Origin of the sequence: Pedobacter nyackensis, assembly GCF_032678475.1 — a bacterium.
Taxonomy (GTDB): domain Bacteria; phylum Bacteroidota; class Bacteroidia; order Sphingobacteriales; family Sphingobacteriaceae; genus Pedobacter; species Pedobacter nyackensis_A.
Window position 1 is genome coordinate 288,524 of the sequence record NZ_JAVTSF010000002.1, and the last position, 21,128, is coordinate 309,651.

19 protein-coding genes are annotated in these 21,128 nt (G+C 38.2%); 5 read left to right on the forward strand and 14 right to left on the reverse strand.

All coding sequences use genetic code 11. The features are described 5' to 3' along the window. Positions 1-8: 8 nt before the first annotated feature. Together R2Q84_RS08780 and R2Q84_RS08785 are read right to left on the reverse strand one after the other, a co-directional pair. Entirely contained in the window at positions 9-3,518 is a 3,510-nt protein-coding gene (locus R2Q84_RS08780; RefSeq protein WP_316816169.1) for a SusC/RagA family TonB-linked outer membrane protein, read from the reverse strand. A 39-nt stretch (positions 3,519-3,557) separates the two neighbouring features. Next, positions 3,558-4,622 carry a FecR family protein gene (locus R2Q84_RS08785; RefSeq protein ID WP_316816170.1) on the reverse strand — a complete coding sequence of 355 codons (1,065 nt, stop codon included), beginning with the start codon at positions 4,620-4,622 and terminating at the stop codon, positions 3,558-3,560. A gap of 242 nt (positions 4,623-4,864) precedes the next feature. Between R2Q84_RS08785 and R2Q84_RS08790 the strand changes: the two genes are divergently transcribed. Together R2Q84_RS08790 and R2Q84_RS08795 are read left to right on the forward strand one after the other, a co-directional pair. Continuing rightward, positions 4,865-5,056: a hypothetical protein gene (locus R2Q84_RS08790; protein WP_316816171.1), complete on the forward strand. Its 192-nt coding sequence runs from the start codon at positions 4,865-4,867 to the stop codon at positions 5,054-5,056. A gap of 32 nt (positions 5,057-5,088) precedes the next feature. Continuing rightward, complete coding sequence (locus R2Q84_RS08795) at positions 5,089-5,388, forward strand: FtsB family cell division protein (protein WP_316816172.1); 300 nt, start codon at positions 5,089-5,091, stop codon at positions 5,386-5,388. Here R2Q84_RS08795 and R2Q84_RS08800 read toward each other — a convergent pair. Continuing rightward, positions 5,385-5,999: a trimeric intracellular cation channel family protein gene (locus R2Q84_RS08800; RefSeq protein WP_410478414.1), complete on the reverse strand. Its 615-nt coding sequence runs from the start codon at positions 5,997-5,999 to the stop codon at positions 5,385-5,387. The genes R2Q84_RS08795 and R2Q84_RS08800 overlap by 4 nt on opposite strands. A 9-nt stretch (positions 6,000-6,008) precedes the next feature. Further along, a complete protein-coding gene (locus tag R2Q84_RS08805; protein WP_316816173.1) occupies positions 6,009-8,096 on the reverse strand; it encodes a hypothetical protein in 2,088 nt (695 codons plus the stop codon). Positions 8,097-8,180: 84 nt separating this feature from the next. Here R2Q84_RS08805 and R2Q84_RS08810 point away from each other — a divergent pair, with 84 nt between their 5' ends. Continuing rightward, positions 8,181-8,918 (forward strand): murein L,D-transpeptidase family protein, encoded by a 738-nt coding sequence (locus tag R2Q84_RS08810; protein ID WP_316816174.1) that lies wholly within the window; start codon positions 8,181-8,183, stop codon positions 8,916-8,918. Positions 8,919-8,978: 60 nt separating this feature from the next. Here R2Q84_RS08810 and fabG read toward each other — a convergent pair whose 3' ends face one another. The 9 genes from fabG to sucD all read right to left on the reverse strand — a co-directional run bounded on the left by fabG (position 8,979) and on the right by sucD (position 18,098). Beyond that, entirely contained in the window at positions 8,979-9,722 is a 744-nt protein-coding gene (gene fabG / locus R2Q84_RS08815) for a 3-oxoacyl-[acyl-carrier-protein] reductase (protein ID WP_121269277.1), read from the reverse strand. 24 nt (positions 9,723-9,746) lie between these two features. Further along, positions 9,747-10,817 carry an agmatine deiminase family protein gene (locus tag R2Q84_RS08820; protein WP_316816175.1) on the reverse strand — a complete coding sequence of 357 codons (1,071 nt, stop codon included), beginning with the start codon at positions 10,815-10,817 and terminating at the stop codon, positions 9,747-9,749. Positions 10,818-10,838: 21 nt separating this feature from the next. After that, positions 10,839-11,714 carry a carbon-nitrogen hydrolase gene (locus R2Q84_RS08825; RefSeq protein ID WP_316816176.1) on the reverse strand — a complete coding sequence of 292 codons (876 nt, stop codon included), beginning with the start codon at positions 11,712-11,714 and terminating at the stop codon, positions 10,839-10,841. A gap of 62 nt (positions 11,715-11,776) precedes the next feature. Next, positions 11,777-11,980 (reverse strand): cysteine-rich CWC family protein, encoded by a 204-nt coding sequence (locus R2Q84_RS08830; protein ID WP_316816177.1) that lies wholly within the window; start codon positions 11,978-11,980, stop codon positions 11,777-11,779. 212 nt (positions 11,981-12,192) lie between these two features. Then, a complete protein-coding gene (locus R2Q84_RS08835) occupies positions 12,193-14,571 on the reverse strand; it encodes a ribonucleoside-diphosphate reductase subunit alpha (RefSeq protein WP_316816178.1) in 2,379 nt (792 codons plus the stop codon). A gap of 107 nt (positions 14,572-14,678) precedes the next feature. Next, positions 14,679-15,653, reverse strand: a complete 975-nt coding sequence (locus tag R2Q84_RS08840; RefSeq protein WP_316816179.1) for a ribonucleoside-diphosphate reductase small subunit — start codon at positions 15,651-15,653, stop codon at positions 14,679-14,681. Positions 15,654-16,039: 386 nt separating this feature from the next. Next, positions 16,040-16,474: a septal ring lytic transglycosylase RlpA family protein gene (locus tag R2Q84_RS08845; protein ID WP_316816180.1), complete on the reverse strand. Its 435-nt coding sequence runs from the start codon at positions 16,472-16,474 to the stop codon at positions 16,040-16,042. A gap of 109 nt (positions 16,475-16,583) precedes the next feature. Continuing rightward, on the reverse strand, positions 16,584-17,063 hold the full coding sequence (locus R2Q84_RS08850; RefSeq protein WP_316816181.1) for a methionine-R-sulfoxide reductase: 480 nt from the start codon (positions 17,061-17,063) through the stop codon (positions 16,584-16,586). 162 nt (positions 17,064-17,225) lie between these two features. Further along, positions 17,226-18,098 carry a succinate--CoA ligase subunit alpha gene (gene sucD / locus R2Q84_RS08855; protein ID WP_316816182.1) on the reverse strand — a complete coding sequence of 291 codons (873 nt, stop codon included), beginning with the start codon at positions 18,096-18,098 and terminating at the stop codon, positions 17,226-17,228. Positions 18,099-18,227: 129 nt separating this feature from the next. On the opposite strand from sucD, the gene R2Q84_RS08860 reads away from it, so the two are divergent. Next, on the forward strand, positions 18,228-18,659 hold the full coding sequence (locus R2Q84_RS08860; RefSeq protein ID WP_316816183.1) for a hypothetical protein: 432 nt from the start codon (positions 18,228-18,230) through the stop codon (positions 18,657-18,659). On the opposite strand, the gene R2Q84_RS08865 is transcribed toward R2Q84_RS08860, so the two are convergent. After that, entirely contained in the window at positions 18,656-19,342 is a 687-nt protein-coding gene (locus tag R2Q84_RS08865; RefSeq protein WP_316816184.1) for a transporter substrate-binding domain-containing protein, read from the reverse strand. The genes R2Q84_RS08860 and R2Q84_RS08865 overlap by 4 nt on opposite strands. Positions 19,343-19,850: 508 nt before the next feature. Between R2Q84_RS08865 and R2Q84_RS08870 the strand changes: the two genes are divergently transcribed. Next, on the forward strand, positions 19,851-21,071 hold the full coding sequence (locus tag R2Q84_RS08870) for an NUMOD1 domain-containing DNA-binding protein (protein WP_316816185.1): 1,221 nt from the start codon (positions 19,851-19,853) through the stop codon (positions 21,069-21,071). Positions 21,072-21,128 lie beyond the last annotated feature (57 nt).

The following is a 21,128-nucleotide window of genomic DNA, read 5'->3' on the forward strand; positions in this document are numbered from 1 at the left end:
TCTTCTAATTAAAATCTAAAGTTGAGGTTAAAACCATAGCTGCGTCTTCCTGGCAAGGAGCCGTACTCAATCCCCTGTCCGTTACCATTGTTATAGTTCGAATCAGGATCCACATTTGGAACATCTTTATAAATAATAAACGGGTTCCGTGCTACAAAAGCGACCTGAAGATCTTTAATTCCCCATTTAGATGTAACAGCAGAAGGAATTCTATAGCTTAAAGTCAATTGTCTCATTTTTACATATGAAGCATCATAGATAAAAGGCACACCAACAGAGTTGGCAATATCATTTAAGGAACCCCAATAACCAGATGGCTCAACTGCCCTTGTATTTTGAGCGTATATAGGTTTCCCTTGTCCATCGGTACCTGTTTGGATGACTCCTTTTGGCACCAATCCGCCAACTCTACCTTCGGAAGCCCATTGCTGAGGTGTTTTTCCCGCAGACATTCTATCCTCTTCCGACTTAATCCATTCTGCCCTTCCATCCAGCGTGATTTTAGACGCCCCGTTTGCTGCAGCAAAATAATTCGTTAAGGATAACAAATCACCGCCAACTTTGATATCCAGCAAAGTACTCAAACTAAAATTCTTATAAGTAAAGGTATTGGTTAAACCACCCGTCCAGTCAAAAATACCTTTGCCTAAAACCTTACGGGTATCACTTAAAAGTGGCTGCAAAGTAATTGGGTCAAGAATAATGTTTCCGTTTGGATCTTTTTGATAATCATAGGCTAAAATAGAGCCGTAATCTGCTCCGGGCATGGCCACAACCGATACGCCCATCCATCTCGCATCAGACAATACCAGGAACGGCGTGCCGTCCGCTAAGGATTCTACCGTATTTTTGTTTCTTGCAAAAGCAATATTCATTTCCCAATTAAAATCCTTGGTGGTAACCGGAGTCGCATTCAACGCAATTTCGACACCTCTGTTTCCAATTACACCAGCATTAATGATTGAGTTCTTATATCCTGATGAAACTGGATTGGGCAAAATATTCAACTGGTCTTTTGATTTGGAATTGTAATAGGTAATATCCATTCCAATCCTATTGTTAAAAAACTTAAGTTCTGCTCCAAATTCATAGGAGAAAGTAGTAGTAAGCTTCAAATTAGCATCTGCCGGCATAACATCGGTTGATAATCCTCCTGTAGGCAGGCCTTTAAAAGCCAGAGAATTTGCTCTGTAATACTGATTTAAAAGATAGGGATCGGTGTCAGAAGCCACCTGTGCAACAGAAGCCCTTAACTTACCATAAGAGAGCACTTTATTGTTCATTTTAAATGCTTCAGTAAAAACAAAACCACTACTAAATGAAGGATATAGTTTACTGTTCTCATTTACACTCAACGTAGAGAAAGCATCATTACGCAGGGTCGCATCGGCATATAAATAGCCTTTATAAGCAGCGGTAACAATCCCGTATACAGAATTGATAGCTTTTTTCAACGGTGAAAGTGGTGTAACAGACTGGGTAACATAACTCGTCGGAATGGCAACATCTAATACCGCCTGATCTGTAAACTGCATTAATGTACCTGGCCTTTTGTTTCTTGTAATACTACTTCCTATACGGGCAGATAAATTTAAAGAAGGAGTAACCTGTTTTTGTGCAGTTAGCAATACATCCGCTTCTAAAGTATTATACCTGGAATTATTGATATCTAAAGTGCCCGTTAATGCTCCGGGAGTTGTTCTTGGCGCAAATTTCTCAAAGTCAACCTGAGTCTGATCTGTTGAGGCTCTACCTTGTAAACTTAGCCAGCTTAAGATATTATAATTCAATTGTACGGAAGCCAGCAACCTGTTTTTGATGGTCTTATTTTTCATTTCGTTAATTACCCAATAAGGGTTTAAACGATATTGATTTCCATTATTCCAATCGAGATAACTACCGTCAGCATTTTTATACTCGTTTTTAAACCTGGCCTGATCCACGGTGTTTGCCAGTGAAAGGAAACTATTCCCAATATTTCCAGGGTCATCAGCAAGAGAGGGGCGGTTTTTAACATCTTCATTCATGTAAAATGCCCTGGCTTCCAAAGTAACTTTCGAACCAAATTTAGAGCTGCCATTAAAGGTGAAAGAGTTCCTGGTGAGGCCACTACCTGGAATAATATCCCTGTTCGTCAGGTTAGATGCAGAAAATCTAAAAGCCGTAACATCCGTCGAATTAGCCAAAGAAAGCGTATTTGTAAATGTTGATCCGGTTCTAAAAAATCCATCAATGTTGTTTTTTACATATGCGTAAGGCATACGTGCACCTGTACCGGTAATTACTGTTAAATCCGGGTCTATACGTGCACCGAAGCTTTTGGTTAAGGTATTATAATCCTGTATGGCACGGGTATTCAATTCCTGTTTAACGCCTTGTCCGTACAAGGACTGGTAACCATCATAACTGGTCAGCTGTTTTTCCAATGTAGCAGTACTGTTAAACTCTATCCCCAGATCTTTACTTTTATTCCCTCTTTTTGTGGTGATTAAAATCACACCATTTCCTGCTCTTGAACCATACAGTGCCGATGCTGAAGCTCCTTTTAATACACTGATTTTATCAATATCATCCGGATTGATTGCCGAAATCGCATCTCCCATATCTACACCACTCGCGCTGGCAGCAGAACCTGTGCCACCATAATTCGAGTTGTCAATTGGAATCCCATCTATAACATATAAAGGCTGATTATTGCCACTCACCATTGTATTTCCCCGGATGATTACTCTTGACGAGCCTGCCGGGCCGCTTGCCGTCGTATTAATCACCAAACCCGGAACTTTACCGGCCAAAGAATTGATGACATTAATCTCTCTGGCTTTTTTAAGTTCCTCACCTTCTACTTCAGATACCGCGTAACCCAGCGACCGCTGTTCTCTTTTAATACCCAATGCAGTAACTACTGTTTCTTTTAAATCAAGCGATTCTTCCTTTAAAACAACAGTTATACTCTTTTGCTGATCGCTGGCTACAATTGCTGCCTGCTGGAAGCCCATCATTCTAAACCGAATCATATCGCCCTTATCTGCCTGTATAGAGAAATCACCCTGAGCATTGGTAGTAACCGTCTTATTTTTAGTTACATTCACAACAACTACCCCCGGCATAGGTACTTTCTTCTCGTCGGTAACCTTACCCGTTAAGGTGAATTCAACCGGAGCAGCAACAGGTTGTGGTGTGACAGATTGAATCATAATCGTACTCCCGTTAATCTGATACTTGATACTCACCTGGCGTGAAATTGCATTTAAGACTTCATCAATCCGTGCCTTTTCGACATTAAGATCGATCTTCCTGTTTACATTTAAATCCAAAGGATTGTACGAAAAATGAACTTTTGCTTCCGTTTCTATCTGCTTAAAGACATTTAGGATGGAAGTCTTCTTCCATTTAAAGGAATACAATTTCTCCTTCGACTGTGCAAATCCTGATAAAGAAACGATCATTACAAAACATAGGCATGCTTTGCAAAACAGCCCGTAAAAGTAATAATACGATGGTAGTTGTTTTTTCATATTGGTTTGTTTGGTTAGTATTTAAAATTTATCTGGTGGTTATTTTTCGAAATCAAGTTTCACTTTATCATCCTTTATACTATAGGTAAAATGGTTAGAGAACCCGATGGCATCCAAAACTTCGGTAAGGCTTTCATTGGTAAACTGGCCGGTAAATGCGATGGGTTTTTTAGGCTGGTTTTGAGTAATGATCTCTACGCCATAAATATTTTTGAGAACGGACCTGATTTTTTCTAGTGAAGCCATGGAGAATACCAACCTGCGATCTCTCCAGTCCTCAACTTCCTGGATAGAGAATGTTGACTTGTTAAACTTATTATCGGCTTCAGCAATATGAACCTGCTCTCCCGGAAGTAGCTGAACATGATTCACAACCTCCTGCCCGTTAACAGTCCCGACACTCACCTTACCCGTGGTCAACATCACTGATGTCTCTGTAGTCCGGCTGTAATTATTAATTTTGAAAGATGTACCCAGGGCAGTGGTTGCTGTTTTTCCGGATATCACAATAAATGGTCTGTCAGCATTCTTAGCAACTGTGAAATGGGCTTCCCCAGTTAACCATAAAACCCGGTTATTTTTATTGTAGTCTTTATCAATTTTAAGTTCAGTAAGTCCATTTAACAACACAGTACTCCCATCTGGCAGATTTACCGTTCTACGCTCATTAAATTTGGTCTTTACTTCTTCAAGTGCACTTACCGTTGCATAGGTAGGTACATAAGTACTATAATCTACCCTGTTCATTACTGAATAAACACCGATACCGATTAAGATTGCAGCCGCAGCAGCTGAAAGCCATGCATACTTTGGTTTGAAACGCACAATTCTTTGGGGGATTTCTGAATCAACAGCATCTGCCAGCGTTTCATTTTCTATGACAAATTTCAATTTGTCCAGTTCCTTTTCTTTTTCAATAGGATCCACTTTTAGTGCGAGCACCATAAAAAGTGATTCCGCCTGATGGATTGTACCAGCAAGTTCGGGTTGATTTTTTAACACCGCTTCCCAATACTTCAGCACCTCGGGGTCTTCCCGCAGGCAATATTTTATAAAACTTTCGTCTGTTAAAAAGTCTTCTATCTTGTATAATGAATAATCCATACCGAGCAATTTGTTCTGTTTATAGCTACAAGTGCCCGGCGTTTTTCATTTTTACCAATGATTTTGAAAAAATATTTTTTAGTTCTTCAAGGATGTTGTTTTTTCCCTTCTTTTATAACCAATACAATAATGCCCGGCTACGATTTGGATTGTATCCCATCACATTAAAAATTAAGAAGTGTTTAAAACAATTGTAAGGCTTTTTTGTTACATTGCTGTATTAGTGCATAAATTCAAAACTCATGACAAAAAATAAAAAGGAAGAAATAAACGTTATAGCGACCTTACTAAGTGTATTTCCTCCATTTGCATTATTGGTTATTCTGGCAGGTTGGTTTAAAGGAAACAAAATCAGTTCCCTGTCACTGGTTGGCGCTGTTGCCGCAATAGTCTTTAGCGTACTCTTTGCTGTACTATTATACAAACCATTGTAAAAAGCTGAAATCATATTTATACATTTGTAAACATGAATCGCATATTAGAACTTGTCCGCAACAAATACTTCCTGTCTGTAGCAGCTTTCATAGTATGGATGTTGTTTTTCGACAAGAATGATATGGTTGCCCAATATGAATTCAATTCCGAAGTGAACAAACTTCAGGAAGAGAAAGACTTCTATGTCAAAGAGATTTCGCAGGTCAAAAAAGACCTTAATGAGTTAAATACAAATTTAAACACTGCAGAGAAATTTGCCCGCGAAAAATACTTCATGAAAAAAGATAATGAAGATGTCTTTGTGATCATTAAAGAAGCGCCGAAAGATTAGTACCCAAACTTTGGCAAAGTAAGTTTAAACCGTACCACGACTACCCTTAGTATAAATATAAAGGCAATAACAATAATTGTCGCGACATCGTCTTTAAGATTAAAATACTTCAAAGCATAATACAGTATGCCTCCAAAAATACAGGCAGTGGCATAAATTTCTTTATGAAAAATAACCGGAATGGCATTTAACAAAGTATCTCTGATTACCCCTCCAAAACAACCGGTAATTGTCCCTAATGCAATACAAATCCCCGGGCTCAGCTCAAACATAATTCCTTTTTGAATGCCCAGCATGGTAAATAAACCGAGACCTAGTGAATCGAAAAGAAATAGCGTAACCTTAAATTTCTTGATGTGGGTTTTAAAAAACATTGTGGCAACACTGGTGAGCAGAATCAGTAAGCAATAGTTTACATCCCTCATCCATGCTACAGGAGTGTCTCCTACCAAAAGATCCCTTACTGTTCCCCCACCTATCGAAGTCACAAATGCAATGATCAATACCCCAAAAGGATCTAACCTCCTTTGCATAGCCGCAAAAGTCCCTGATATTGCAAAAGCGATAGTCCCCAGGGTTTCAATGGCTTCCATTGTATCGATCTGTATCATCTTATATCATTAGATTTCACCATTTCTCTTGCGGAGGAACCACTCTATAGTAAATAGTCCCATAATCAGTGCAAACAGCCATTTAAAGTTAATTAATTCCTCATATTTACGGTCTTCATAAGTCAGCGTTTTAATCTGGTCATTAGCTTTTATTGCATCAGACAGTTTTAGCAAATCCCCGGGCATAAACATTTTTCCTCCTGTTTGAACCGACATTGTATTGAGCAATTGATGATTGGCTACTGTTTGCTGGTATTCGGCAGTCATTGCATTCACATAAAATAATCCTTGTGCATTATATGTTTTATTGCCTAATCGTGTTGCGGCAGCATACGTATAATTACCCGAAGGCAATGTGCCAGCATCAAGTTGATAAGCAGACTCGGTTCTTGAAAACAAAAACTTATAAACCTTACCTGCCTCATTTTTAAGTGTGACACTTACATCTGGTGAATTTACAGACTCGTAACTATCATTATACAACACTGCATTGAGCACTATATTTTCATTCTCCTCAAAAGTATATTTTGCAGCATATACCTTAAACTTCCTTTTATCGTCCTTAACAGACAAATATTGAACTGTTTTTGAAATTAAACTGTTAAAAACGAGGGGTTCTTTTTGTGTTTCTCCTGCTTCAGAAAGCTTCCATCTCCATACTCCTTCGCCTGCTAAGACCCCTGTTTTTCGACCGTTATCCAGTATAAAAAATAATTGGGGATAATCAGTATTGATTTTGCCAATGCGTTGGTTCAGGACAACAGAACTGGTTCCGTTGATCACAACTTTACCAAAAGGGGCAGACAAAGGATCGAAAGCTTCAATTTGTTTAGTCGTAGCCTGATCTAAATCGAAGGCTGTGAATCCTTTATTTACAGTGCTGAATGTTTCCTGTATGGTATTGTTGCTTCCGGTAAATTTTACTTGCTGTTGAAGCTGATTAAAAGCATTCAGGTTACTTTGAGCACCTAATACATACCAAACTGCAGCATTACCCCTATTTAATTTACTGATAAATGCGGTAGCATCATATACAGTTGAAGGAAGTTGATACAATATTACCAGTCCATATTCAACCGGATTCAATGTATTTAATTCATCAGCAATCGCCACCTTAACTTCGAAATTCTTATTCAACACAATTGCCTGCTTTAGCGCAGTAATATCAGGATGGGGAGCTGCTGCAGCAATAAGTACCTTTTGCTTTGCATCAATCACCTCTACAAAAATATGCTGTACATTATTCTTTTCTGATACTTCATCCTCCACCGGGCTCAACTGTATGGTATATTTTCGTAACCCAAGCTTAGTTGCATTTAGCTTAACCGGAATATTCTTAACAAAAGCATTTGAGTTCAGCGACACCCTTTCTTCATATACTTTTTTGCCATCGCTCATCACAGAAAGCACGCTTTCTGCACCCTTTGCTTCAAATGCCTGCACCTGAACTTCAATGGTAAAGTCGTTGTCAAGATAAACCAGGTTATTGTAGTTTACATTGGCAATCAGCAAATCTCTTTTAAGAATAGTATCTCCAAGGGCCACAGTATAAACAGGTGCTTTTAATTTATCCAGATTATAAAGTGGACTTCCTCCCCTGTTAAAGATCCCATCAGATGCCAGAATCACTGCACCTACATTTCGGTTCAGATACTCGTCATTCAATTTCGCAACCAATTGTGCTGCGTTACTTAGTTTGCCTTTATTTGAAAAATCAAATCCGTTTTTTACACTATCACTAAAATTGTAAATCTTTACTTCATATTGCTCAGAAAGCTGCTTAGCCAGCGTCTTCATCTGCTGTTCGTATTCCTGCTGATTAAAGCCCGCTGGTTTAACATTCGCAACAGACAGTGAATTGTCCTGTCCGATTATTATAATTGGTTTCTCCCGCTTATAAGCTACACTCCTGATTAATGGAGCGAACAATAAGAAGCCAACTAACATCACTGCTATAGTCCGGGCAGCAGCCAGACCATAACGCAGTTTTTTATCCAGGTAAGATGTCTTACCATATAATAGCCAGGCAAACAGCAGCCCCGCAAGCAAACAAGCCAGCAACAATAAAATAGTATATCCGTTAAAAGAATTGCCCATATGTGTTTGGATAAAGATGCTAAATTTTAAAATAAACTGCTAGGCATTTTATTTAAGTTTGTTTTATCAAATCGCTGGCAAAAAATGAGACGCTACTTACAGCTTATTCTACTGTTAACTATGACTACCACATCTGCCCTTTCACAATCCGATTTTAAAACTCAACAATTAAAATTTGAACGGGTAAAAACTGCCTATGATCAGAAGTGGGATAATCTAAAGAACGAGCTATCAAAAAAAGGCGTTGATGGTCCCTTTAAGCTGTTCATGACTGCCTATAAAAGCGAAGGAAAATTGGAAGTCTGGTTACAGACCGAAAGTCAAAAACAATACAAACACTTTAAAACCTATAATTTTTGCGAACACTCTGGTACACTTGGACCTAAAACAAAAGAGGGCGACCGGCAAACACCCGAGGGTTTTTATCACATCAGCGCTTTTAATCCAAAAAGTAATTTTTATTTGTCTTTAGGTATCAATTACCCAAATAGTGTAGACCGGTTAAGGAGTGGTGAAGATAAACCGGGCAGCGATATTTATATTCATGGAAGTTGTGTAACAATTGGCTGCATCCCATTAACCGATGAAAAAATAAAAGAAGTATATGTATTGGCCGTAGAGGCACGTAATAGTGGACAAACAAATATTCCTGTTTATATTTTCCCGTTTAAAATGACAGAACGTAATTTTAAAAAACACACGGCCCAATATCCTATTCAAACAAAATTCTGGCAAAGCTTACAACCAGGCTATGCTTATTTTGAAAAAAACAGGACATTACCAAAAGTAATCCAGGTTAAAGGAAATTACCTGACAAAATAAAAGCGCTCTATATCAGAGCGCTTTTATTTTGTAGAACTAGTCTTTTGTTCTTTAGGCTTACTACAACATTCCGCCGCAAACAGATAATACCTGACCGGTCACATATGAACTCATGTCTGAAGCTAAGAATACGCATACATTTGCAACGTCTTCAGTCTCACCTGCTCTTTTCAATGGAATACCCTCTTCCCAGCCTTTAACAACTTTAGGATCCAGCACATCAGTCATTTCAGTACGAATAAAACCCGGAGCAACTACGTTTGTGCGGATATTGCGGGAGCCCAATTCTTTAGCCAATGATTTAGAGAAACCAATGATACCTGCTTTTGAAGCTGCATAATTAGCCTGACCAGCATTGCCCTGTACACCAACTACTGAACTCATATTAATGATAGAACCTTTACGTGCTTTCATCATTACCTTAGAAGCGGCTTTACATACGTTAAACACAGATTTAAGATTTACGTTGATCACGTCATCCCAATTCTCTTCACTCATACGCATCAATAAACCATCTTTGGTGATACCTGCATTGTTTACAACGATATCTAACGTACCGAAATCAGCGACAATATCATTGATCAATTGATCAGCTTCATCAAATTTAGAAGCGTCAGAACGATAGCCTTTTACTTTAGTACCGAAGCTTTGTAACTCCTGCTCTAATGCCTGCCCTTTTTCTACTGATGACAGATAGGTAAAAGCAACATTAGCACCTTGCTCTGCAAATTTCTCCGCTATTTTGCGGCCTATTCCTTTAGAAGCACCTGTAATCAGTGCTGTTTTTCCTTCTAACAATTTCATATAATATGTTTGGTTATGATTTTTCTATTTATGTAATGCTGGTTCTTGCTGACTTAAACAATGAAAGCTACCCAATCCCCAAATAATATCTGTTGAATCTATTCCTACTACTTTTCTATCCGGGAATACGTCTCTGATAATCTGCAAAGCTTTTTCGTCGTTCACATCCCTGAATGTAGGTACGATCACGGCAGCGTTTGCAATGTAAAAATTAGCATAAGACGCAGGCAGGCGTGTGTCTTCATGAATAACTGGTGAAGGCATAGGCAGTTTCACAATATTCAGTGGTTTACCATTCAATAAACGCATCGCTTTTAATGCCTCCAGATTTTCCTGAAGTAGCAGGTAGTTTTCATCCAGCGGATTACTTTCTACTACCGTCAACACTGTATCTTCGTTTACAAAGCGGGTAATGTCATCAATATGGCCATCAGTATCATCACCTACAATTCCATCACCTAACCATAACACCTGCTCAGCACCATAAAACTCAAGTAAGTACTGCTCAATCTGTTCCTTACTCAAATGCGGGTTTCTGTTTTTGTTTAACAAACAAGCTGTAGTTGTTAAAATAGTACCTGCCCCATTAAATTCTACGGAGCCACCTTCCATTACAATATCAGGATTGTATAAAGGCAATTCAAAATGATGTGCGATTTTAGTAGGAACAACATCGTCCAGGTCATATGGAGGGTATTTATCGCCCCAGGCATTATAGCCCCAATCAACCACAGCCTTTTTACTACCATCTTCATTCAATAAGAATGCAGGCCCATGGTCGCGGCACCAGGCATCATTTGTCGGGTTTAAATAAAACTCGATGTTAGACAAATCTGCATTTACCTTTTCCAGCTCAGCCGTAGCAAAAGCTTTCGTAGCTTCATCGTTGATATTAATCCTTACTTTTTCACCTTCAGCTACAATTTTAATAAACTGGCAATAAGGTTCATAAATAGTCTCAATTTTACCTGGCCAGGAAGCCTCTTTATGCGGCCAGCTTAACCAGGTAGCTTCGTGTTTAGCCCATTCGGCTGGAAAACTATAGCCAGTTTTTTTAGGACTGTTATTAAATATTACTTCGTTAAATGATGACATCTCTAAATCTTAAACGTTCCCTTAATCTTCGTCAATAAACCTTTTTGTAATCGGCTGATAAGAATCGATTCTACGGTCTCTTAAGAATGGCCAGTGTTTACGGAAGAAATCAGATTCAGCTAAATCCAACTCTACCACTTTGGTTTCTTCATTATCATGAGAACCCAGATAAAGTAACCGGCCTTGTGCGTTAGTTGCAAAACTTCCGCCCCAGAACTTCATTGCTCCATTTTGCTCAAGTCCCACACGGTTTACACTTACCACAGGTACTCCATTTGCTACAGCGTGAGAACGCTGAATGGTTTGCCATGCATTATATTGATCTTTATTCGTTTCTTCATCCTGATCTGTTGCCCAACCAATTGCTGTTGGGTAAAACATAATCTCGGCCCCCATCAGTGCGGTAATACGGGATGCCTCAGGATACCATTGGTCCCAGCAGATTAATATCCCGATTTTGGCGAACCTGGTCTGAAAAACCTTATAACCTAAGTCCCCTGGGGTAAAGTAAAATTTCTCATAAAAAGCCGGATCATCCGGAATATGCATCTTACGATATTTACCTAAATAAGTACCATCAGCATCTAAAACAGCTGTGGTATTATGATATAATCCCGCTGTGCGTTTCTCGAACAATGACGCAATAATCACAACGCCCAATTCCTTTGCAACAACCTGTAAAGCATCTGTAGATGGACCGGGAATAGCCTCAGCCAAATTGAAATTGTCATAATCTTCAACATCACAAAAGTATAGAGAAGTAAAAAGCTCTTGCAAACACACAATTTGCGCACCGTTTGCTGCTGCTTCCCTAACTTTTAAAATTGCTTTATCTAAATTTTCTTGTTTATTATTGGTACAACTCATCTGCACCAATCCAACCTGTACTTTAGCCATTCTTTATCAACAAATAATTTCGGGCAAAGTTAGCCAAAAAAAACAAATATGGATAGAGGGAATCAGGAAGCTATACTTTCCTTATATTCCTGCTGTAGTTCAAACAAACATTTGGCACACAGACAACCATCATATAGTTCGCTAATGTATTGTACTTCATTCAGGTTCAACTGAACAACACTACATTGACATTTCGTATACGAATTAGCCTTACACTCTATTGGCGTATTGCAACGTTCGCAAGGTATGATTTCGTGTTTCGCCATTTAAGGAGTCAGGATTAAGGAGCAAAGATCAATGATTAATTGCAAATATACGACACACCACAAAAAGACTTTTCACAACCAGGTAATATTTAGTCAGCCATAAAACCTTTCAATTCTCTTCAACAGAGACCTGTTTCCTCCCAAAATATAACATAAAAAAAGGAGTAAGAATTGCTTCTTACTCCTTCCATATATATATTCAATCTGAATGATTAACCTGAACAGCTGATACAGCCCTCTTCCATTGAACAAACCGGACCTTCAACGATCTCTTCAGCACTTTGTTCAATATGCTCCGGAATTACCGGCTCCATATTTTTACCAGCCTGGTTCTCAACAGTAAATTTAACTGCCTGAGAAGCTGCCTGTGTACGCAGATAATACATGCCGGTTTTCAATCCTTTTTTCCATGCGTAGAAATGCATTGAAGTTAGTTTTGAAGTATTCGGTGCATTGATAAACAAGTTTAGTGATTGCGACTGGCAGATATACGCACCCCTGTCGGCAGCCATATCAATAATGCTACGCATTTTTATTTCCCAAACTGTTTTATACAATTCTTTAATATAATCAGGGATCTCAGCAATGTCCTGAATAGAACCGTTCGCTAAAATAATCCTGTCTTTCATAGCCGGGGTCCATAAACCTAAAGCTACAAGATCTTTCAATAAGTGTTTATTCACTACAATGAACTCACCACTTAATACCCTTCTTGTATAGATGTTAGAAGTATAAGGCTCAAAACACTCATTATTTCCTAAAATCTGTGAAGTTGAAGCTGTAGGCATTGGCGCAACCAATAAAGAGTTGTAAACACCGTCTTTTACTACTTTTTCGCGTAAAGTCTCCCAATCCCAACGGTTACTTGTTGGTTTTACGTTCCACAGATCAAACTGAAACTTACCTTCAGACAAAGGAGAACCAGCAAAAGTTTCGTATGGACCATTTTTAACAGCAAGATCATGAGAAGCAGTCATCGCAGCAAAGTAGATCGTTTCAAAGATTTCAGTATTTAAAATACGGGCACCTTCACTTTCGAAAGGTAAGCGCATTAAAATAAAGGCATCAGCTAAACCTTGCACTCCTAATCCAACAGGTCTGTGACGCATGTTAGAATTTCTTGCCTCTTCTACCGGATAATAGTTATAATCTATGATTTTATTCAGGTTAACAGTAGCCTGATAAGTAACATCGTATAATTTCTGATGATCGAATTCTCCGTTAATAACAAATCTTGGTAAAGCCAATGAAGCAAGGTTACAAACTGCTACCTCATCTTTAGAAGTATACTCAATGATTTCAGTACAAAGGTTAGAACTTTTAATCGTACCTAGATTTTGCTGGTTAGATTTACTGTTAGCAGCATCTTTATACAATAAATAAGGTGTACCAGTTTCAATTTGAGAATCCAGTATAGCAAACCACAACTCCTGAGCTTTAATGGTTTTACGTGCTCTACCTTCTTTTTCATAACGCTCATACAAAGCTTCGAACTCTTCGCCAAAGCAATCAGCTAACCCTGGTGCTTCATGCGGACAGAATAAACTCCAATCGCCGTTCTCTTCCACACGTCTCATAAACAAATCGCAAACCCAAAGTGCATAGAACAAATCACGCGCACGTAATTCTTCCTTACCATGGTTTTTACGCAGATCTAAGAAACTCAAAACATCAGCATGCCAAGGCTCCAGATAAATCGCAAAAGCTCCTTTACGCTTACCTCCACCCTGATCTACATAACGTGCGGTATCGTTAAATACTTTAAGCATTGGTACAATACCATTACTGGTACCATTTGTACCACCAATATAAGAGCCTGTTGCCCTGATGTTATGAATACTTAAGCCAATACCTCCAGCACTCTGAGAGATCTTAGCAGTTTGCTTTAAAGTATCATAAATACCTTCAATACTATCATCCTGCATAGTTAACAAAAAGCAAGAAGACATCTGAGGCTTAGGGGTCGCAGCATTAAACAGGGTTGGCGTAGCATGTGTAAACCAACGCTCGCTCATCAGGTTATAGGTAACGATTGCGCTATCGATATCACCTTTATGAATACCTACAGCAACACGCATAAACAAATGCTGAGGACGTTCTACAATCTGACCTTCAACTTTTAACAGGTATGATTTTTCTAAGGTTTTGAAACCAAAGTAATCAAACCCAAAATCTCTGTCATATATAATAGTACTGTCTAAAATATCAGCATTCTTTTCAATAACTTCCCAAACATCATCGGCGATTAATGATGCTGGTTTTCCAGTTTTAGCATCGATATAGTTATACAGCATCTCCATTGTTTTGGAGAAAGACTTCGTCGTATTTTTATGAAGGTTAGAAACAGCAATACGTGATGCCAGTAATGCATAATCCGGATGCTTTGTAGTTAAAGAAGCTGCGGTTTCAGCTGCAAGATTATCCAATTCTGAAGTTGTAACGCCATCATACAACCCTTCGATTACCTTCTTGGCAACATCGATCGGATCTACAAGTTCTGCGTTAAAACCATAGCATAACTTCTCTATACGAGCCGTTATTTTGTCGAATCTCACCGCTTCTTTACGGCCATCTCTTTTTATTACAAACATATTTTTCTGGTATTTATAGTGCGTATTGAACTTGAGAGCAGCAAACCCAACATAGGCACCAAATTATAATTATTATTTATTTACTTATTGCCTAACCTCAATAAGTACTAAAAGTCATCATCTAATGAAAATGCAGCTGCTTTGTCTTCTGTAGACGTTAGCACACCACTTTTCTGATAGTCGCCCACCCTTTTTTCAAAGAAATTGGTCTTACCCTGAAGAGAGATCATCTCCATAAAGTCGAAAGGATTTGTTGCGTTATAGATCTTTGAATAACCCAATTCCTGTAACCACCTGTCGGCCACAAACTCGATATACTGCGACATTAATTTTGCGTTCATACCGATCAATGCAACAGGTAAAGCATCTGTAACAAACTCTTTCTCAATTTCCACAGCATCACTAATGATACCGTGAACCTGCTCCTCACTTAATTTATTTTTAAGCATTCCATACAACAGACAAGCAAATTCACAATGTGAACCTTCATCTCTTGAAATCAGCTCATTGCTAAAAGTAAGACCTGGCATTAAACCACGCTTCTTTAACCAGAATATTGAGCAGAAACTTCCACTAAAGAAGATTCCCTCTACAGCAGCAAAAGCAACTAAACGCTCAGCAAACGTGCCATTATCTATCCAGCGTAAAGCCCATTCTGCTTTTCTTTTCACAGCAGGAACGGTATCTATAGCATGGAACAAACGGTCCTTTTCTTCAGGATCTTTAATATAAGTATCAATCAATAAAGCATAGGTCTCCGCATGGATGTTTTCCATCATGATCTGAAAACCATAAAAGCAACGCGCCTCAGGGAGTTGCACTTCACTCATAAAGTTTACAGCAAGATTCTCGTTTACGATACCATCGCTGGCAGAAAAGAAGGCTAATATATGAGAAATGAAATGTCTTTCCCCATCGTTCAGGTTATCCCAGTGTTTCTGGTCATCCGAAAGATCTATTTCTTCAGCAGTCCAGAAACTTGCTTCAGTTTTCTTATACATTTCCCAGATTTCAGGATATTTAATCGGCAAAAGAACAAATCTGTCTTTGTTTTCTTTTAATAATACTTCTTCTTCTTGCATAAGCATCTATTTTAATAGGGTGAAATGTATATTGATTTTACAAAGCCTCCATAAATCATATAGCCTAGCAATCCATACCCAGTTATAAAAAGTTTAAAAGAAATCAAATCCTCTGGCAACCTTAAGCAACTAAATACTAAAACTTTAACTAAAAATCTATAAGTGATTTATTAAAGAACTTTATGTAAACAAATATAAAGTACAAGGCCCTGATAAGAGAAGAATAGTTGTTAACAAGCGGGCATTTTTATCAACACTAAAAGGAGAAATTGACACAGTAATTACGCTTAAAATTTGCTATTTATTTCTTTTTAAAAGCCTGACAACTTATAAAGATGTGTTAGTAAATTCAAAAAACTGACTATAACGCAGTTAAAGTTAAAATACTAATCTTCGTCAGGAATATAGCTGATTTCTACCTTCGCCACACCTTTGCCATAAATACCAATAGCTTTAGCCGCAGCTTCTGAAAGGTCTATTTTAAACTTTCGGGAGTGGGGGCCCCTGTCATTTACCTCAACATCTACAGATTCCCCGTTTGCAGGATTAGTCACCGTTACAATAGTCCCAAATGGTAACCTCATATGGGCAGCAGTCATTTTATTTCTACGATATCTTACGCCACTAGTAGTTTTGCGGCCTTCAAATTTCCTATGATAATAAGTAGCGTAGACAGTTTTTGAGATTAATTTAGAAGAGTGATCGGATGAGGATTCTGCTACTTTATCAGCTGTCCCACCTAACGTCGGCACATCTGGAATATCCTGGGCAAAACCCAAAAAAGAAATTAGCATACCACACATCAATAAACAATACTTCATATTTACTATAGTTGGTGAACGGACAAACATAAGTAAACTAAATACTTAAAAACAAGAAATGCCCGACAAGTTATCATCGGGCACTATAACAATATCATCCTTAAAAAAATTATTTCTTATCAGGCACAAAACTCATGGAAATTGAGTTCACGCAGTTCCTTGTATTTTTTTCAGTAAAGCCTTCCCCTAAAAAGACATGTCCTAAATGCGCTTTACAATTTGCACAAACAATTTCAGTACGCATACCATCCGCATCTGGAACCCGCTCTACCGCACCTTTAATTTCATCATCAAAACTAGGCCAGCCACAATGTGAATCAAATTTTGATTCAGAACGATACAAAGGCGCATTACAACGCCTACAAACATAGGTTCCCTTTTCCTTATTATTTAACAACTTCCCCGTACCCGGATACTCGGTTCCCTTACGTACAATTACATCTTCCTCTTCTTTGGTTAGTTTATTCCACTCCATATTCCTGGTTGTTTTTTTTGTCTCTTCTTTTTTTGGTTGCTGGGCACAGGCAGCAAGCTGCATTAAAACCAACACGCCAGCAAGCATAAATGTTTTATTGATCATCTTCTTCATCACCTTAGCTTTATTTATACAATATACGATCAAAAAAAGTTTTTGGTTTGCCTAATGGCAAAAACTAACATCATTACATTGCAATAATTCATAAAAAAACTCCGATGAAAAAATATCACCGGAGCTTTTTAATTTATACAAGAAGATCTTATAATATTGAACTTATTTTTTCAATAATTTAGCCATTGCAGCACCAATCTCAGCTGGACTTTCCACAACAGTTATACCACACTCGGCCATAATTTTCATTTTAGCTGCAGCAGTATCATCAGCACCACCAACAATTGCACCGGCATGTCCCATTCTACGACCCGGAGGCGCAGTTTGACCAGCAATAAACCCTACTACAGGCTTAGTACCATTTGCTTTAATCCAATGAGCAGCCTCAGCTTCCATACCACCACCGATTTCGCCAATCATGATGATACCTTCAGTCTCCGGATCGTTCATCAACAACTCCACAGCTTCTTTAGTAGTTGTACCGATAATCGGATCACCACCAATACCAATTGCAGTTGTGATACCTAATCCTGCTTTCACTACCTGATCAACAGCTTCATAAGTTAAAGTACCTGATTTAGATACTACACCTACTGAACCTTTTTTAAAGATAAAACCTGGCATGATACCAATTTTAGCTTCATCAGCAGTAATTACACCCGGACAGTTAGGACCGATTAAACGGCAATCTTTATCAGAAATATATTCTTTAACCTGAATCATATCCTTAGTCGGAATACCTTCAGTAATACAAACAATAACTTTAATTCCAGCCTCAGCAGCTTCCATGATAGCATCTGCAGCAAATGCAGGTGGAACAAAAATGATAGATACATTTGCGCCGGCTTGATCAACCGCATCCTTTACCGTATTAAATACAGGTTTATCTAAATGAGTTTGTCCGCCTTTACCAGGAGTTACACCACCAACAACATTCGTTCCGTACTCGATCATTTGAGTAGCATGATAAGTACCCTCATTTCCAGTAAAACCCTGAACAATAACTTTTGAATCTTTATTTACTAAAACACTCATGTATCTTTATTTTTTTGTGCAAAGCTAAGCTAATTGAAATGCATTGTCAAATGCAATCCTAATTTTATTGCAATTAAAAGCTTCCGGTTTATCTTTTATATATTTGACCAGCTCAGCTTTGTTAATGATATGAAACCACTTAAAATCTATTTTAAAATATTAACCCTTGGAAATGGCAAATTGTTAAAGAACAAGGACGGCATAAACAACCTTATTGTTGATATAATTAACAAAAACCCCAGCCAGCCAGCGGCAGCATTAAGAGAGCTGGTCCTGAATGAACTGACAAACTCCGAACACGGCCAGCAACTACTCCAAACCAATAGTCGCTTCTTTATTAGTAAAGCGATCGACATCGAAGCTATTATCACTTTTTTACCTGGCGAAAGCGCGATACAGGAACAATTTTATACGCAATGGAGATATGTCCAGGTCTCAACTCCCTACCGATTGGTACAATATCTGGATGATAATAAAGTAATTGTATACAGCGAAAAGACAAAAGTACTGCATAGCGTTAAATTAGATAAGGATATTACAATTGTGGCATATGAGGACTAGAACTGAATTTCACTAAACCATTTTTTATAAATCTGCTGATAAGTACCATTCTCTTTAAGCAAACTTAAGGTTTCATTAAACTGTGTCTTGAGCTTCACATCGCCCTTTTTCATTGCAATAGCGTAGGCTGAATCTGTTTTCGGCAAGAACATCCCAATTTTGAGCTTTTTATTATTCTGAAGAAAGCCTCCTGCTATTGGCGAATCATCAATAAGCATATCAATCTTTCCTGCCTGCAATTTCCTGTACAATTCTTTATTTGTCACTGCATAAACAATATTATTGCCAGGAAATTGTTCCCTTACATACCTTTCCGCTTCAGTAGCCTCCCTTACACCTATGGTTTTATTCTTAAAATGCGGCAAACCGGACAGGCTATCATCTTTATCCACAACCGCACACAGCCTGAAATATAAATAAGGGTTGCTAAACTCAAGAATATGCTCGCGTGAGGCTGTTACAGTTACCGCAGAACATATAATATCCAACTCGCCTTTAAATAACTTTTCAAGAATGGTAGACCACAAGGAGACCTCGTATTCAACTTCTAAATTCAGATGATTGGTAACAGCCTGGAGTAAATCAACCTCAAATCCTTCAAAATTCCCAGCGTTGTAGTCAGAATGCATAGGAAATGGTGCTGCAGAATCCAGTCCGACTTTTAATACTTTCTTGTTGGCCATACAATAAATAAGATTGATATTTCTTCCACTGACTTAAAAGTGTACAGCTAAAGCTTAACATTACCTACAAATAACAACAAAAAATTTCAATAACTGTTTTATTTACCCCATATTTACACATAAGAATAATACAACGACTCAAAAAAATTACATCGCTCACTAAAACGACTCAAAAAAAACAGAAACTAAACCCATTTCTTTGCTAAAAAACATAATAAATTAAATCTCTCACTAAAAAAAACAACAATACAGCAGAAAAATCTCCCGATCAACAGCGCTACCAATCAAGATCAACGAATTCGTTAAAGCAAAACTTATGATTAGCTATTTCCTTTGTATCATTTATGATATACAAGAAAATATAAACCGCAATAAAATTAGCCATACGATAAAATAAAAGTCATTCAAATTGTTTATCAACTCATTACGATACGAAAAAAAAATAAAACGAAAAAAAATTAACCAGATAAGTACTTAAAACTAATATCTTTACGTTAATATGCCAAATATGAATTATCCACACGAAAACCTTTCGTCTGATGCTCTTCCAGGCGAACTATGGGCTCCAATTCCAAAATTGGATGCTCCTTACGAGGTTTCTAATCTAGGGAGAGTGCGCAGATTGGAGAAAAACTCCATCGATAAGAAAGGTATAACCAGGCAAAAACCGGGCATGATAATTAAAACGATCATTTCCGAAAGTAAAAATTCGCAAACCGGAGATACTGCCAAATATGCAGGCATTACTCTATCTGCGGGTAACAAAAGGCACTACCTGAGCGTAGCACGTCTTGTTTATTATTGTTTTGTAGAAGAATTTGACCTCGAAAACAAGCAACTTCTGGTATTTCCAAAAGATGGTGACAATCTTAATTTAAGTGCTGATAACCTTCTTTTAGGAACTCCGAAAGACAAGGCAGCAAGAATGATCGCCTCAGGAAGAAGAAAAAGCTTTTTCCCTGAATTCAGTGAAGAGTCTAAACAAAAAAGCCGCGACAAAATAAAAGCGACGAAGGAAGCAAAAGGCACGTATAATGTCAGTCGTTATTCCTTAACCGGTCAGCTGTTAGAAACCTATTCCAATGCCAGAGTCGCAGCAGAAGCTATGAACACTGCTCAGGGATATATTTCTATTGCTGCTAGAGACACAGGCAAAGTAGTTACAGCTTGCGGATACCTTTGGAGACGCGGAAGCGAACCCGAACTCGATTTGAAGCCAATGCTAAAGGAAAGATGGTACGGCCATTCACCTCTTGCAAAACAACAGCACATCATCGGACAATACGATCTGGAGGGAAACCTTGTAAACACGCATACCAATACCGTAGAAGCTGCAAAAGCAGTTAAAGTTCATAAAAATGGCATTAGAAATGTCATCAATGGCCGGGGTTTAACATATGGGGGCTTTATTTGGAGCAAAGTAATCAGAAAAAAAATAGCTGTCGACCCTAAGATTACCATCAGCAGATCAGGAATATCACAATATGACCTCGATGGTCGTTGGATCAAAACCTATAAAAACTGTGTAGCAGCAGCAAGAGCAACACAAGTTGACAATACCAATATCCACCTGGCGGTAAATGGACACACCCTTACTGCCGGAGGCTTTTTATGGCGGAAAGGACAACAACTCAGAATAAACATTAATGAGCTCCGCAAACACCCACACTACATTGGATCAGGACTGGAAAGACATATGAAAAGGAAAAGGGAATTGGCGACTCAATAAGTGCAATTAATCATTTTTTTTATACTAAATGCCGGGAGACCTACAATCCTGGCATTT

Bases quoted from the DNA above. Each gene is read 5' to 3' on its own strand.
- R2Q84_RS08840 (WP_316816179.1), bottom strand. From the start codon at position 15,653: ATGCAAGAAGAAGAAGTATTATTAAAAGAAAACAAAGACAGATTTGTT.
- R2Q84_RS08805 (WP_316816173.1), bottom strand. From the start codon at position 8,096: ATGGGCAATTCTTTTAACGGATATACTATTTTATTGTTGCTGGCTTGT.
- R2Q84_RS08800 (WP_410478414.1), bottom strand. From the start codon at position 5,999: ATGATACAGATCGATACAATGGAAGCCATTGAAACCCTGGGGACTATC.
- R2Q84_RS08785 (WP_316816170.1), bottom strand. From the start codon at position 4,622: ATGGATTATTCATTATACAAGATAGAAGACTTTTTAACAGACGAAAGT.
- R2Q84_RS08830 (WP_316816177.1), bottom strand. From the start codon at position 11,980: ATGGCGAAACACGAAATCATACCTTGCGAACGTTGCAATACGCCAATA.
- sucD (WP_316816182.1), bottom strand. From the start codon at position 18,098: ATGAGTGTTTTAGTAAATAAAGATTCAAAAGTTATTGTTCAGGGTTTT.
- R2Q84_RS08780 (WP_316816169.1), bottom strand. From the start codon at position 3,518: ATGAAAAAACAACTACCATCGTATTATTACTTTTACGGGCTGTTTTGC.
- R2Q84_RS08835 (WP_316816178.1), bottom strand. From the start codon at position 14,571: ATGTTTGTAATAAAAAGAGATGGCCGTAAAGAAGCGGTGAGATTCGAC.
- R2Q84_RS08825 (WP_316816176.1), bottom strand. From the start codon at position 11,714: ATGGCTAAAGTACAGGTTGGATTGGTGCAGATGAGTTGTACCAATAAT.
- R2Q84_RS08795 (WP_316816172.1), top strand. From the start codon at position 5,089: ATGAATCGCATATTAGAACTTGTCCGCAACAAATACTTCCTGTCTGTA.
- R2Q84_RS08820 (WP_316816175.1), bottom strand. From the start codon at position 10,817: ATGTCATCATTTAACGAAGTAATATTTAATAACAGTCCTAAAAAAACT.
- R2Q84_RS08845 (WP_316816180.1), bottom strand. From the start codon at position 16,474: ATGAAGTATTGTTTATTGATGTGTGGTATGCTAATTTCTTTTTTGGGT.
- R2Q84_RS08860 (WP_316816183.1), top strand. From the start codon at position 18,228: ATGAAACCACTTAAAATCTATTTTAAAATATTAACCCTTGGAAATGGC.
- R2Q84_RS08870 (WP_316816185.1), top strand. From the start codon at position 19,851: ATGAATTATCCACACGAAAACCTTTCGTCTGATGCTCTTCCAGGCGAA.
- R2Q84_RS08850 (WP_316816181.1), bottom strand. From the start codon at position 17,063: ATGAAGAAGATGATCAATAAAACATTTATGCTTGCTGGCGTGTTGGTT.
- R2Q84_RS08865 (WP_316816184.1), bottom strand. From the start codon at position 19,342: ATGGCCAACAAGAAAGTATTAAAAGTCGGACTGGATTCTGCAGCACCA.
- fabG (WP_121269277.1), bottom strand. From the start codon at position 9,722: ATGAAATTGTTAGAAGGAAAAACAGCACTGATTACAGGTGCTTCTAAA.
- R2Q84_RS08790 (WP_316816171.1), top strand. From the start codon at position 4,865: ATGACAAAAAATAAAAAGGAAGAAATAAACGTTATAGCGACCTTACTA.
- R2Q84_RS08810 (WP_316816174.1), top strand. From the start codon at position 8,181: ATGAGACGCTACTTACAGCTTATTCTACTGTTAACTATGACTACCACA.